The 13656-nt window shown below is 43.2% G+C and carries 11 protein-coding genes and 1 pseudogene; all 12 read right to left on the bottom strand.

The features are described from left to right. The coding region (locus F895_RS16260) for a hypothetical protein (protein ID WP_005238883.1) at positions 1-191 on the bottom strand (191 nt) is incomplete at its 3' end. A 167-nt stretch (positions 192-358) separates the two neighbouring features. Then, positions 359-1045, bottom strand: a complete 687-nt coding sequence (locus F895_RS16255) for a PqiC family protein (RefSeq protein WP_005238884.1) — start codon at positions 1043-1045, stop codon at positions 359-361. Continuing rightward, positions 1042-2697 (bottom strand): PqiB family protein, encoded by a 1656-nt coding sequence (locus tag F895_RS16250; RefSeq protein ID WP_005238885.1) that lies wholly within the window; start codon positions 2695-2697, stop codon positions 1042-1044. Before F895_RS16250 ends, F895_RS16255 begins: the two co-directional genes overlap by 4 nt. A 41-nt stretch (positions 2698-2738) precedes the next feature. Next, a complete protein-coding gene (locus F895_RS16245) occupies positions 2739-3518 on the bottom strand; it encodes a paraquat-inducible protein A (RefSeq protein WP_005238886.1) in 780 nt (259 codons plus the stop codon). Next, positions 3515-4165, bottom strand: a complete 651-nt coding sequence (locus F895_RS16240) for a paraquat-inducible protein A (protein WP_005238887.1) — start codon at positions 4163-4165, stop codon at positions 3515-3517. The genes F895_RS16245 and F895_RS16240 overlap by 4 nt, the downstream gene beginning before the upstream one ends. Before the next feature lie 265 nt (positions 4166-4430). Further along, positions 4431-5921, bottom strand: a pseudogene (locus tag F895_RS0118785) (amino acid permease). A gap of 173 nt (positions 5922-6094) precedes the next feature. Next, positions 6095-7069 carry a succinylglutamate desuccinylase gene (gene astE / locus F895_RS16235; protein WP_005238893.1) on the bottom strand — a complete coding sequence of 325 codons (975 nt, stop codon included), beginning with the start codon at positions 7067-7069 and terminating at the stop codon, positions 6095-6097. A gap of 34 nt (positions 7070-7103) precedes the next feature. After that, complete coding sequence (gene astB, locus F895_RS16230) at positions 7104-8444, bottom strand: N-succinylarginine dihydrolase (protein WP_005238895.1); 1341 nt, start codon at positions 8442-8444, stop codon at positions 7104-7106. Between the two features lie 32 nt (positions 8445-8476). Further along, entirely contained in the window at positions 8477-9946 is a 1470-nt protein-coding gene (astD, locus tag F895_RS16225) for a succinylglutamate-semialdehyde dehydrogenase (protein ID WP_005238897.1), read from the bottom strand. After that, positions 9946-10989 carry an arginine N-succinyltransferase gene (gene astA, locus F895_RS16220; protein ID WP_005238899.1) on the bottom strand — a complete coding sequence of 348 codons (1044 nt, stop codon included), beginning with the start codon at positions 10987-10989 and terminating at the stop codon, positions 9946-9948. Before astA ends, astD begins: the two co-directional genes overlap by 1 nt. Before the next feature lie 21 nt (positions 10990-11010). Continuing rightward, positions 11011-12216 carry an aspartate aminotransferase family protein gene (locus tag F895_RS16215; protein ID WP_005238901.1) on the bottom strand — a complete coding sequence of 402 codons (1206 nt, stop codon included), beginning with the start codon at positions 12214-12216 and terminating at the stop codon, positions 11011-11013. Positions 12217-12294: 78 nt separating this feature from the next. Continuing rightward, entirely contained in the window at positions 12295-13569 is a 1275-nt protein-coding gene (locus F895_RS16210) for a Glu/Leu/Phe/Val family dehydrogenase (RefSeq protein WP_026040178.1), read from the bottom strand. Positions 13570-13656 lie beyond the last annotated feature (87 nt).

Genomic DNA, 13656 nt, shown 5'->3' on the forward strand with positions numbered 1-13656 from the left:
TGTGCCATGACCAGTGCTTGCTGGTATAAATCGGCATAACTGATCTGTTGCTCTGCTTCGATCAGGGCAGTCTTTTGAGGGAGGCGTTGCGCAGTTTGGACAAAAATATCGGTTAAAACTTCTTCCTGCAAAAACTCTGGGTGGTGCTTACCACGAATAATATTTTTTGCACTCATCACACATTGATTCATTGTTATACTCTCTTTAATGCTCTGATTTAGCTAAAAGCGAATAGACTATTCGTATGAGCTGTAACTTAAAGAGAACAACTTAAAACAATATTAAAGCACTAGATGGATATAAAGATTAAAACGTTAAGTGAACATCTATGCTCCATTTCCACCATATTTCATCTAGATTATGAACAAATCACCCCATTGATGTTGGTTTGAGTTTTCGAATCCGAGGCCATAATTGACAGTGCAATGGCATCAACAACTCTGCTCAATGATCCACTAGCTGCACTCACAATATTCTGCATTGAATCATTATGATCCTGTATCGGTTGACTAAAGCTCATCCGACACGCCAACTGCTGATTTTGATTTGAATTTTGATCCAAAGTGATATTGGGATCATTACGTTTAATAATCCAAGCCACAGCGACCTCTACATTTTTCTTGGTAGCATCAGCAGTGACAACATCAAAATGGGAAAAATCAGTCGCAACCCGATAAGACACTTTACCGCCTGCCATACCGCTATTATAACGATCGACCGCGCCAAGCTTTTGCTGCAAACCGGCTGACAAATTGTCTCTTAACTCCGCACCCAACGTTGAGGTCCAGCGCTCGTTCTCTAAAATTCGTGATTTACCCGCAGCATCCTGCACTACGATCGGCGCACGATTGATACGATCAGGCAAACCAACAGGCAGAACCTCGATCACACGCACCTTCGAATTTGCCAAAGGTGAGACTTTGCTTGCCAAGGTATAATAATTTGGCGTAGGCGTACTTGAACATGCAGCCAACAATAAAGCCATGGACAAGAGACTGATTTTCGATGAAACCATCAATAGTGGTTTGACTGTGCTGTTGATCATTTCTTGTCTGCCTCTGTTTTTTTACCACGAATCAATGATTCAGGATGCTGTTCAATATAATCCGCCATTAATTGCAAGGATGCGGCTGCTCTGGTCATTTGTTGTAAAGCTTTACGCACATCCTGTTGCATCGGCGCGTCACTAGATAAAATCGACTCACTAGATTGCATGGTTTTACGCACATCATTCAGTGTCGCTTGCAAGCCCGGTGCAACTTTGCCATCCAACTGTTTCACCAACTTGTCGGTTGACTCAATGGTGGTATTCATATTCTTAAGTGTCTTACGAACATCCTGCCCAATCTCTTCGAGTGGGAACTTACTGACTTTATCGGCAATTTGTGAAACTTGCGCCTGTAAACCGCTCAACTCTGTTGCAGTAGTTGGCACTTCGGCACGTCCATCTGCATGCATAATTAAAGATGCAGCTTTAGCTTTTGGAAACTTATCAAAAGCAATATAGTTCTGGCCTGTTAATAAATTACCCGTCCGCATCTGCGCGCGCCAGCCTTTTTCAATGAAGTATTTAAAAATTTCACCATCTGGATCCAGCTCTTTACCGTGGGCCAAACGCGATGGATAAATCACTGCATCCACGCGCATTCTTAAATGCGTATAAGACTGATCAAACTCAACATTGATTGATTTGACATTACCAATCTCAATCCCCATAAAGTCAATCGGTGCGCCAGCCGTTAAGCCGCGTAGCGAATGATCAAAGTACATAATAATTGGACGTGGTTTACCATCTGGTTCTTTCATTGCCTCTTTGCGGGAATCAGACAAAGTAAAATAGCTGTTGTCAGGTGCGATAGCTCCTGCCGAATTTTCTGGATAACCAAATGCAATCCCACCAGCCACAATACTGGCAAGCGATTGGGTATCTAAATTAAATCCAGATGCATTTAAAGTCACATCGACACCGCTGGCCTGCCAGAAACGGGCATCCGTTGTCACAAATTTATCGTAGGGCGATTGAATAAAAGTTTGCAATTCCACACTTTTACCATCTGCCGCTAATTTATAAGCCGTAATCTGCCCGACATTAATTCGACGATAATAAATCGGTGCACCAATATCCAATGAACCTAAATCTTGTGCTTTGAGGAAAAAAACTTTACCAGGGATATCCGAAGACACCACAGGTGGTACTTCCAGCCCTGTAAAATTCTCTTGTTTTTGCTCTGCTTTTCCACCATCGACTTCAATATAGGCCCCAGACAATAAAGTATCGATACCCGAAATCCCACCAGTTCCTACTCTGGGTCTCACCACCCAGAAGCGTGAATCTTTGGCTGCAAAATTACTGGCATCTTTGCGTAGTTCAATTTTGGCAATAACATGTGAACGATCATCTGAAAGATCAATCTGGCGAACCAAACCAATATCGACCTGTTTATAACGCACAGTGGTTTTACCCGCAACTAGGCCCTCTGCGGTACGGAAAGACACTTCAATGGTTGGACCTGTATCGAGGACAGCTTTGGCCGCCAGTGAAATCCCAATTAAAAGCGCAACAAAGGGAACCAGCCAAATCAATGCAGGTCGCCAACGCCCTTTCTTTTTTTCTGGCTCGGCAAATACTGCATCGTTCTGAGTTAACTCGATTGAGTTCTCTTCAGTATTTTGGCTATTGTGTGTATTTTCTGACATAGTGATCATTCTTTTATTGGTCAAAAATAGGACAATTCATCTTAACTTTTCAATGGATGAACAACGCTTGCTTTTAACTGCTTGGGTATCTGGCTGTCCATCTGCTGCGCCTTGAAATAATTGTCCCAAATAATTCTGGGGTCGAAACTGAGAGAAGCAAGCATGGTTAATACTACAACGGCACCAAAGGCGACTGCACCGGGTCCTGCCAAAATAGTGGCCAGTGACTGAATTTGAATCAATGCAGTCAGCAATGCAACCACAAAAACATCGATCATAGACCACCGTCCAATAAACTCAACAATACGGTACATCAGTGCACATTGTTCAGGGGTAAAATGCCATTTGGAGGAGGATTGCATATATACCGAAACCAATAAAAAAATCAGAATCAGTAATTTTAAAATCGGAATAAAGATACTGGCCATAAAAATCACCGCAGCGACCAAATAATCACTATTTTGCCAAAAATAAATCACGCCACTGATAATAGTATCTTGCTGACGGCCCAATAAAGAATCGGTAACGGTCATCGGAAGAACATTGGCAGGGATATATAAAATCGCAGCAGCAACCACCAAGGCAAAGGTACGGTTTAAACTTTCTGGCTTGCGTGAATGCAACACACTTTTACATCGGGTGCAGTGTGCATGCCCATGTTGATTAGCATGAGCATCAACTTGGTTAAGTAATCCACAACAATGGCATTGAACTAGCCCGATATCTTTTGCCCGAATATAGTTTTTAACCTGCAAATCAACATCTGAAAGCTGTTCTACAATTGAAAAGGTTTCGGAGTTCTGATCTTGGTCCTTCTTCATCCCAAACTCCTATCCACTTCATTCCAGAGATCTTTAATCTTAAGTGAGGCAATATAGACCAAAAGTACGCTGAGCAAGGTAAAGGCCCAGAGTGCAATGCCTGGAATAACTGTCACCATTCCTACCAGTTTAACCAATGTTACCAGTACACCGATTAAAAACACTTCCACCATTCCCCATGTCCGAAACAGGAATAATATACGCAGTGCAGGAATTAAATATGCAGGTCTACGTTTCCAGAAACTAATACAAGCAAGAACATAGCTGAGTAATAACAATTCAATCAAAGGCACAATAAAGGTGGTAATTAGAATCAGCACACCGACCAAGGCACGATCAATATGAAACATGGTCCATGCTGCACCCATTAAGGTGGTTTGTGAGGTATTGCCTTGCAACTCAACAATCACAATGGGAAAGCTGTTCGCAATCACAAAAACAATCAATGCAGTTAATACCAAGGCCAGCAAAGACGAAAATGAACGGCTTCTTCGATACAACTCTGCCCCACAACAGGTGCAGTAAGCTCGCTCATTGGGTAAAAGATCAATCTTACGGTAAATTGCATCGCATTCTTCACAAGCTGCTAATTCACTTAAGATGACTTTTTGGCCTATTGCTAAAGGCTGATTATTTTTATTCGCCATGCAGTCATGCCCATTTCAAAGACTCGCTATGATTAAAAAAACCGACTTAAGTTCTGTTATACCGCTTATTTTTGTAATCACAACGCATCATGGTCATTCTTACACAATATATAAACAAATTATCTAAATCAATTCAGTCATCTAATCACACAAGTTTACTGATGAATACGGTATTGTGCATCCCTACGTACAATAAAAAAAACGAATAAAATTGCACAACTACCGCAATCTTACTCGTCTAGTCTTTTTTAAATAATATTATGATTTAACTAATTTTTTCTTTATAAAACATATAGTAGCTTGCATAGCACGCGATAATGAACAAAATACAACAGATAAAGCCAACCTGCATCGATGGGTCTGTGACCATACTAATACAGGTAATCACACAAAATAGGCCACCTAAAATCGGTGTTAATGGAAATAATGGCGCAGCAAACTTAAGATCTTTCACCGTTTTGCCTGATTTAATCCATTGTCTGCGAAAATTAAACTGGCATACACAAATCGAAATCCACACCACTACCATCGTAAAGGCAGCAACCCCCAATAAATTCTTGAAAATTGTTTCAGGTGCAAAATGTTCCGATAACAGACCTGGAATTGCCCCAAACATGGTCACAATAATCGCAACAATTGGTGTTCCGGAGCGGGTTAATTTGGAGAAAACTTTCGGTAACTGATTCTTTGCCGAGAGTGACCACATCATACGTGATGCAGCAAATAAACCCGAGTTCGCTGCGGATAAAAGTGCGGTAATAATAACAAAGCGGATGATATCTTCTGCATATGCGATGCCAATATAATTAAATACCGTAACGAATGGACTATTACTCACGCTATTTGAATTAAGGCCCGCCATTTCAAAAGGAAGGAGTGCGCAGATCACCACAATGGTACCGACAAAGAAAATCAATAAGCGCCAAATTGCAGCATTGATTGCCTTGGGTACCGTTTTTGCTGGCTCTTCTGCCTCACCTGCTGCAACCCCAATCAATTCAGTTCCCGAAAAGGCAAAATTTACAATCAACATTGTTGCAAAAATTGGAAAAATACCATGGGGAAACCAGCCGTGTTCAGTGAGCTTACTAAATAATGGTGCAGACTCATGCCCATGATAAGAAATAAAGCCAAAGATCGCAGCTAAGCCTAAACCAATAAAACAGATAATGGTCAGCACTTTAACCAAGGATAACCAGAATTCAGACTCAGCAAATAATCGAGTAGAACTGACATTCAAACTAAAGACCAACCCAGCAAACAGCAAAGTCCATGTCCACATCGAAACGGAAGGAAACCACTCCTGCATCAGCAATGCCGCAGCGGTAAATTCAGTCCCTAAAGTTGCCGTCCAAGTCAACCATTATAACCAAGTAATCATATAGCCTGTGCCTGGTCCAATATATGTTCTGGCATACTCACCAAATGAACCAGAAACAGGCATATGTACGGCCAACTCACCCAAACATAACATGACCATATAGGCGATTACGCCACCCAGAAAATAGGAAATAATTGCACCAACGGGACCCGCCTGAGAAATGACATCACCAGAACCTAGAAACAATCCGGTTCCGATTGCTCCACCCAATGAAATCATGACCAAATGACGTTTGGTCATGGCACGTTTTAAGGGTTTTCCAGCCTCGATCTCGGCACTAGAAATGCCCGATGCGCTGGTTACCTCTTGCTGCGGTACATATGACCCACTCAGGATTTCTCCTGATGAAAATGTCTTTTCATTATTGTTACTCATACACGGTCACTCCAAGTGTATATATGACAACCTATCCTTGCTATTTCACTTTCATAAAAAAAATGAATATCTAAACGATCTTATTTGACGCGTTTTGTTTTACTGAACATCCATATTCAAACTCCATTTATGTCGATTTCCTGTTGACATCTACGCAGTGACCCTGCCGAGATTTATACCATTTCTGTTAAAATTAAGCCTGCCCGAAGCCCTACCTTTACCTTCGGATTAGGAAATAAGATCCAGACTTGCTGATCGTGTACCACATAATCACCTGCCTGTTGAGTTGCAATTACCTGATCTTTCTGAAAAGACGAGAAGTTTGGTGCATCGGCACCGAGTTGCAACTGAAAATCGTCACTTTGCTTTAAAATTGAATCCACGACTTTAAATTGGTGAATCGCGTCTTTTTGCCGAACAGGTAATGCTTGATCTGACAATACTGCACGCAACATCTGATCAGTACTGGAAAATTCAGATAGATCATTGGCACCAAAGGGTTTCGCTTTACCTAATTCCAAAGTACTACTCGCAGCCTGAAAACGTTCAGCAGTAAAATGAGTAAAAGTTTTACCCGCCGCATTGTGATAGACCAATGCATCCAAATCAGCGGCATTCAGACTTTGAATCAAGAAATCATCATAAGGATATGTTTGGTAAGGAAATAAGGCAAATACTGGCAATAACGATGTACGAATCGCGGTATGCAAATCATAATGATAGCGCTGACTCGCTGGACTGCTCTGCTGAAAAAACTCTGCTGTGACTTGCTCTAAATGTGCTGCTCGTTCAGTTTCCTGATCCTGAATTAAATGCTGATATGCGCCACAGAACATGCGGTTCATATCATTCTCTAAATAACGTACCCCATGACGGATCGCCTCAGGATTACCCAAAACGAAAAGTACCTGTACTGCAAGTGCTAAACGCTCAGCAAATAAGTCATGAATGATCTGATCCAATAGCTCGATGGGTGCAGTTTCATTGCCATGAATGCCTGCCGAAAGTACGATGGTTTTTCCATAGCCAGTCTTGGGTGTACATTGCAATAGCCCTTCACCTAGCCACTGCCATGTAAATCCTGCTGTTTCACCTTGCATCTGCACAGGCATTTTCTGCGCGAGTGTCAACGCCAATAGATCAACCATGTACTTTCATCCTTAAAAGCTGTTATTGAAGGTTTTATCTCTGGAAGTGATAAACCGAACCTAATGCCAAAATTTTTGTGAGCTCATCCAGTGCCGTACGGCTCTCAATCAATAAACTTGGATCAGCCAGATCATCCTGCGTTAATTCATCACGATAATGCTGATCCACCCACTGATTTAAGGTTTTGAACAAAGCATCATTCATAAACAAGTTCGGATTTACGGCATTCAGTTCAGCTTCATTCACAGCAACCCGCAATCTCAAACATGCTGGTCCACCGCCATTACGCATACTTTCACGCAAATCAAACACCTTGATGTCATCAATTGGCGTTCCCATTTGAATCATGTCAGTCAAATAGCTCCATACAGCTTGGTTTTGACGTGATTCTTCTGGTACCACAATGCTCATGCCACCATCAGCACGCGTTAAAATCTGGCTATTAAATAGATACGTTGAAACCGCATCTTCTACCGTCACACGATTGTCTGGTACTTCAATCGAAATAAACTCTTGCTCGATCCCCGCCATTTTTCTACGGATGTCATCCAAGGCCAGCGCTTGATTTAAAAAAGCCTGTTGATGATGGAATAACACCTGCTGATTACTCACGGCGATCACATCATTATGAAATACACCTTGATCAATCACATCTGGATTCTGCTGTATGAACACTGTGCGTTTCGCATCTAAACGATGTAAACGTGCAATTGCTTCACTTGCCTCACGGGTTTGACGCGCAGGAAATTTCTGCGGTGCAACCGTTCCACCCAGTTGCTGTTGTCCATAGACAAAAACCTGTACACCTGCCTGATCGTATGCGCCACCAAGACGGTTATGATTGGCTGCACCTTCATCCCCAAATAAAGCTGCTTCTGGCAAGGCTTCATGGTGCGCGAAATATACATCATTATTGAACATGGCTTGAAGAATACGGGTGGTCGTATGATGCTCAATTGATCGATGAAACTTATTATTTAAGTTTGCCGCAGTAAAATGCATACGCCCATCAGCACTATCTGCCGATGGAGACACCGTACATGAGTTGGCGGTCCACATCGATGATGCTGAACTCAGTGATGACAATAAGGCTGGCGCAGTACGCATGGCTTGGGTAATGACATCAATATCACTGCCGATAAAGCCCAAACGGCGCAGCGTTGGCACATGTGGGCGTTCTTGTGGTGCAAATACCCCTTGCTTGAGACCTAAATCCGCAAGCGCCTTCATTTTTTTCAAGCCTTGTTTTGCGGCTAATTTCGGATTTGATGCATTATTACGGTTTTTAGTCGATGCAACATTACCGAATGATAAGCCTGCATAATGGTGCGTCGGCCCAACCAAACCATCAAAATTGATTTCATAACCTGACATGTTCTTCTCCCTGTGTCCCGATACCCGCTGACTTACAGCACAATGCCCGGTGATAATTTTGAAGGTAAGCTAACGCCCTCACTTTCCAGTGATGCCATTGGCCACGCGCTATAATCTGCGGCATAGAAGGCACTGGCACGGTGGTTACCCGAAGCACCGACCCCACCAAAAGGTGCTGCACTTGAAGCACCTGTCAATGGCTTATTCCAGTTCACAATCCCCGCACGTGCCTCAATCAGTACACGCTCAAACAAATCACGGTCAGATGAAACCAAACCTACGGCCAAACCAAAGCGGGTGTTATTGGCAATGTTTAAAGCTTCATCAAAATTGTGATAACGATAAATTGTAGTAAGTGGTCCAAAGTATTCATCATCTGGAATATCATTAGCTTGGGTTACATCTAAAATGCCAGCAGTGAGTAATGAGCTGTCTGCTTGTGGACGTGTCATTTCTAAAAGTGGTTTGGCTCCCAGAGCAATCAATTTGCTTTGTGCCGCTAGCATTTGTTCAGCCGCACGTGCAGAAATGACCCCACCCATGAACGGTTGTGGTTCAGCATTCCACGCCCCCACCACCAGATTTTTAGCCACATCCACAAAACGTTGAATGAAGACATCTCCATTGGCACCTTGCTTGACAATAATACGGCGCGCACAAGTACAACGTTGCCCCGCAGAAACAAAAGCAGACTGGATTGCTAAGTTCACTACGGCATCAATATCACTGGCTTCATCAATAATCAGGGCATTATTACCGCCCATTTCCAAAGCAAGAATTTTTTCAGGCGCACCAGCCATTTGCTTATGCAAGTGATAACCCGTATTGGCACTACCGGTAAACAGTAAACCATCAATCTGTTCAGCGGCAGCCAATGCCTCTCCAGTACTACGTCCACCTTGTACAATATTCAGCACACCTTTTGGCAGACCTGCCTGTTGCCATAATTTTGCAGTTTCTTCAGCCGTCCAAGGTGTGAGTTCACTTGGCTTAAATACCACCGTATTACCTGCAATCAATGCAGGAACAATATGACCATTGGGCAAATGACCCGGAAAGTTATAAGGACCAAATACCGCAAGTACACCGTGTGGACGATGACGTAAAGAAGCCACCCCATCTGGCATTTCAGTTTCACTAAAACCCGTACGTTGATGATAGGCGCGAATCGAAATCGCCACTTTACCAACCATCGATTGTACTTCAGTCAAAGTTTCCCAAAGCGGTTTACTGGTTTCCTGACTAATCACTTCAGCCAATTGGGTTTTATTCTGTTCAACTAAAGCAGCAAAACGTTCAATAATCGCAATACGATCTTCCAGTGCTAAGCGTGCCCATGCCGGGAAAGCCTGTCTTGCTGCATCACACGCCTGATTCACATCAGCTTGGCTTGCTTCATGTCCCACCCAAATTTGCTGATTGTTAACGGGGTTGGTTTTTTGAAATGCGGCTCCTTGTCCTTGGACCCAAGCACCATCAATCAATAATGTACCTTGTGACATTAGTTGTTCTCCATTTTTTCTAATGCTAAAACGCGCACTTCATCCTGTTCATTGACATTCAGAGCTTGAGCTTGTGCAACTGTTAATTGCAACGTATCGCTCTCGCTGACTTTGTTCATCATCAGCAACACGCAGTAATCTTTATATTGGTCGTTGGCAACCAAGTAATGTGTTTCTGTGGTTTCAACTTGCTCAACAATGCTGACTTTGAGCAAACGGCTTTCATTCACTGCCCGTAAATCGGCAGTATTGGCTTCCAAGGTTGGACCTGCATCAAAAATATCGACATAGCCTTGATATTTAAGACCTTCTGACATCAACACCTTTGCTGCTGGCAGGGTATGTGGATGTACTTCTGCAATCACCCGACGAGCCTCTAAGCTCAGCAAGTCTACGTAGACGGGAAATCTTGGCATCAGTTCCGCAATAAAGACTTTCTGTCCAGTTCCACTTAAATAATCCGCAGCCGCAAAATCCATATTAAAAAATAGGTTGCCTAACGAATCCCAAAATGGTGAATGCCCATTTTGATCAGAAAAGCCCCGCATTTCAGCAATCAGTCTTTCTTCAAAAAAACTACGGAATGCTGCAATAAACAGAAAACGAATTTTAGATAAAAACTTACCGTTCTGATTTTTGCGATATTCAGGGTCAAGGAACAAAGTACACAGTTCACTACAGCCCGTATGGTCATTACTTAAAAACAAGGTGTCAAAAGCCTTATATACATTTAAAGCTTTAGATGCATGCACCTGCTTTGCCACACGAAAGTTGTAAAAGGGCTCATTCAATCCAACAGCGACTTCAATTGCACTGACACCCACAATTTTGTGAATGCTGGTGTCTTCCAATACAAACAGATAACTTGCCTCACACTTTTCGGCTAAGCCATCCAAAGTGCGAGTGGTACGTGTAATACGTTCAGCCAAGATGTCTTTATTTGGGGGTAAGGAAGTCAGACCAATGCCAGACTCCCCCGCTCGTTGCGCTAAACGATAAATATCATCTAAGTCCCGATGCGCTGCATGTCGAACAATCATCATGGGCAGATGCTCACGGCAGACTTAGAGACGTGCTAATGCACGGGTAAAACGGTTTAGACCTTCATCAATATCCTGTTGTGGAATGATCAGTGAAGGAGTAAAACGAACCACATCGGCGCCCGCAACCAAAGCCAGTAATCCTTCTTCACCCGCCAGTGTAACGATATTTTTGGCTTTGCCTGCATGCTCATCTTTCAGCACACAGCCAATCAATAGACCTTGCCCACGAATTTCTTTGAACAATCCATATTCCGCATTGATTTTATTTAGGGCATCAATGAAATATTGATGACGTTGTTTAACGCCGTCTAAGACTTCAGGCGTATTGATCAATTCAAATACCGCACCTGCCACCGCACAAGCCAATGGGTTACCACCATAGGTGGTCCCGTGATCGCCTACTGCATACATGTTGGCATAGTGGTCTGTGGTGATCATTGCACCAATTGGAAAACCACCACCCAATGCTTTTGCCGTGGTTAAAATATCAGGCGTAACACCCGTGTTCATGTAGGCATATAAGGAACCTGTACGACCAACACCAGTTTGTACCTCATCAAAAATCAGTACCGCACCTTTTTCATCACAGAGTGCACGTAAACCTTTTAAGAACTCAATATTTGCAGGAAGAACACCGCCTTCACCTTGAATCGGTTCTACAATCACCGCACAGGTGTTGTCAGTAATTACGGCTTTCGCAGCTTCAAGATCATTAAAAGCAGTATGTTCAATGCCACCTGGTAAAGGTGCAAAATCTTGAGAATATTTTGGCTGACCGCCCGCTGTTACGGTAAATAAGGTACGACCATGAAAGGCATTTTTAAAGGCTACGATCCGGTTCTTATTTGCATTGCCACTGAGTAAACCCACTTTACGCGCCAGTTTTAATGCGGCTTCATTGGCTTCGGCACCAGAGTTACAGAAAAAGACCTTATCGGCAAAAGTGCTGTCGACCAATTGTTTCGCGAGGCGTAATACTGGTTCATTGGTATAACCATTGCCGATATGCCACAATTTTTGCGCTTGCTCAGTCAAGGCTTTTACTGCAACAGGATGTGCATGGCCTAAAGCATTTACCGCGATCCCACCTGCAAAATCAATATATTCTTTATCGTTTTGATCCCACAGACGTGAACCTTCGCCACGCACTAAAATGAAATTTGCCGGGGCAAAAACGGGAACCATCCACTCATTAAAGTTGCTACGTGTAATTGCGACTTCGCTCATTTTATTTACTCACTTCCTGTTTAATCTTCAGGCTTATTGAATGCTCAACAAGCCCTTTACTTTCATTTTTTGAATTGCTTAACCCGGGAAAATACCGCGTTCTTTGCGCGCTTTCAGAATACGCTCACAGGCCAAGATATATGCTGCCGTCCGCAAGCTACATTCTTTCTGTGCTGCAGTATTCCAGACATCAGCAATGGCTTGGATCATCAGTTTGTCTAGACGTTCATTGATCTCGTCTTCGCTCCAGAAGTAACTCGCCATATCTTGAACCCATTCAAAATAACTGACGGTTACACCACCTGCGTTACAGATCACATCAGGTACAACGGTAATGTCACGACTGACAAACACGTCATCGGCTTCTGGATAAGTTGGGCCGTTGGCGCCTTCAAGTACGATTTTGGCTTTTAGTTTTTGTGCGCGTTCAACGGTAATCTGACTTTCTAATGCTGCTGGAATCAGGATGTCCATCTCGACCGTCCAGAATTCCTCATCTGAAATCACGGTTGAATCTGCAAAGCCCTTCACTCCACCAGTTTCCACCACATGTTTTTGTAGTGCTTTTACATCCAGGCCTTCTGCATTAAAAATCGTGCCTGTGTGGTCTTGTACCGCAACAATTTTTGCACCTGCATGGCTAAACAAATAGGCTGCTTCATTGCCCACGTTACCAAAGCCTTGTACAGCGACTTTGCTGCCTTCAACAGGTAATTTAATACGTTCTGCAACTTGCATACCCGTTACAAATACACCGCGGCCTGTGGCACGAACGCGGCCAAGTGAACCACCTAAATGTACAGGTTTGCCTGTTACCACACCCGTGACGGTATGACCTTTAATACTTGAATAGGTATCCATCATCCAGCCCATGATGTTGGCATTGGTACCAACATCTGGCGCAGGAATATCAATTTGTGGACCAATAATTGGGCTGATTTCACTGGTAAAACGGCGGGTTAACCGTTCTAATTCACGTGGTGAAAGCTCTTTGGGATTCACGCGAATCCCCCCTTTAGCCCCACCGAATGGTAAATTAAGTACCGCGGTTTTAATGGTCATCCATGCAGACAATGCCATGACTTCGTTCAATTCAACATCTTGATGATAACGAATACCGCCTTTACCTGGACCACGTGATAAATTGTGTTGTACGCGATAACCTTCAAAATGACGGATTGAGCCATCATCCATTACGATTGGTACATCGACAATTAGGGTACGTTTTGGCGTTTTCAGTGTATTGACAAAGTTGCTGAGGTCGGCATCCAAATAAGGTGCCACTCGATCGACCTGAGTGAGAAAAGTTTGCCAAGCACTGCCATTTTGAGCCGCATATGATAAAGACATCATCTATTCCTTAATTAATCCATTGTCCCTGTTGTTCACAGATTCCCTTTGTTTCAGGGCATCCTACCCCATCCTCCCTGGTGTGCATTT

The sequence above is a fragment of the Acinetobacter sp. CIP 64.2 genome, assembly GCF_000369645.1.
Taxonomy (GTDB): Bacteria; Pseudomonadota; Gammaproteobacteria; order Pseudomonadales; family Moraxellaceae; genus Acinetobacter.

Bases quoted from the DNA above. Each gene is read 5' to 3' on its own strand.
- astE (WP_005238893.1), bottom strand. From the start codon at position 7,069: ATGGTTGATCTATTGGCGTTGACACTCGCGCAGAAAATGCCTGTGCAG.
- F895_RS16210 (WP_026040178.1), bottom strand. From the start codon at position 13,569: ATGATGTCTTTATCATATGCGGCTCAAAATGGCAGTGCTTGGCAAACT.
- F895_RS16250 (WP_005238885.1), bottom strand. From the start codon at position 2,697: ATGTCAGAAAATACACACAATAGCCAAAATACTGAAGAGAACTCAATC.
- F895_RS16215 (WP_005238901.1), bottom strand. From the start codon at position 12,216: ATGAGCGAAGTCGCAATTACACGTAGCAACTTTAATGAGTGGATGGTT.
- F895_RS16240 (WP_005238887.1), bottom strand. From the start codon at position 4,165: ATGGCGAATAAAAATAATCAGCCTTTAGCAATAGGCCAAAAAGTCATC.
- astB (WP_005238895.1), bottom strand. From the start codon at position 8,444: ATGTCAGGTTATGAAATCAATTTTGATGGTTTGGTTGGGCCGACGCAC.
- F895_RS16245 (WP_005238886.1), bottom strand. From the start codon at position 3,518: ATGAAGAAGGACCAAGATCAGAACTCCGAAACCTTTTCAATTGTAGAA.
- astD (WP_005238897.1), bottom strand. From the start codon at position 9,946: ATGTCACAAGGTACATTATTGATTGATGGTGCTTGGGTCCAAGGACAA.
- astA (WP_005238899.1), bottom strand. From the start codon at position 10,989: ATGATGATTGTTCGACATGCAGCGCATCGGGACTTAGATGATATTTAT.
- F895_RS16255 (WP_005238884.1), bottom strand. From the start codon at position 1,045: ATGATCAACAGCACAGTCAAACCACTATTGATGGTTTCATCGAAAATC.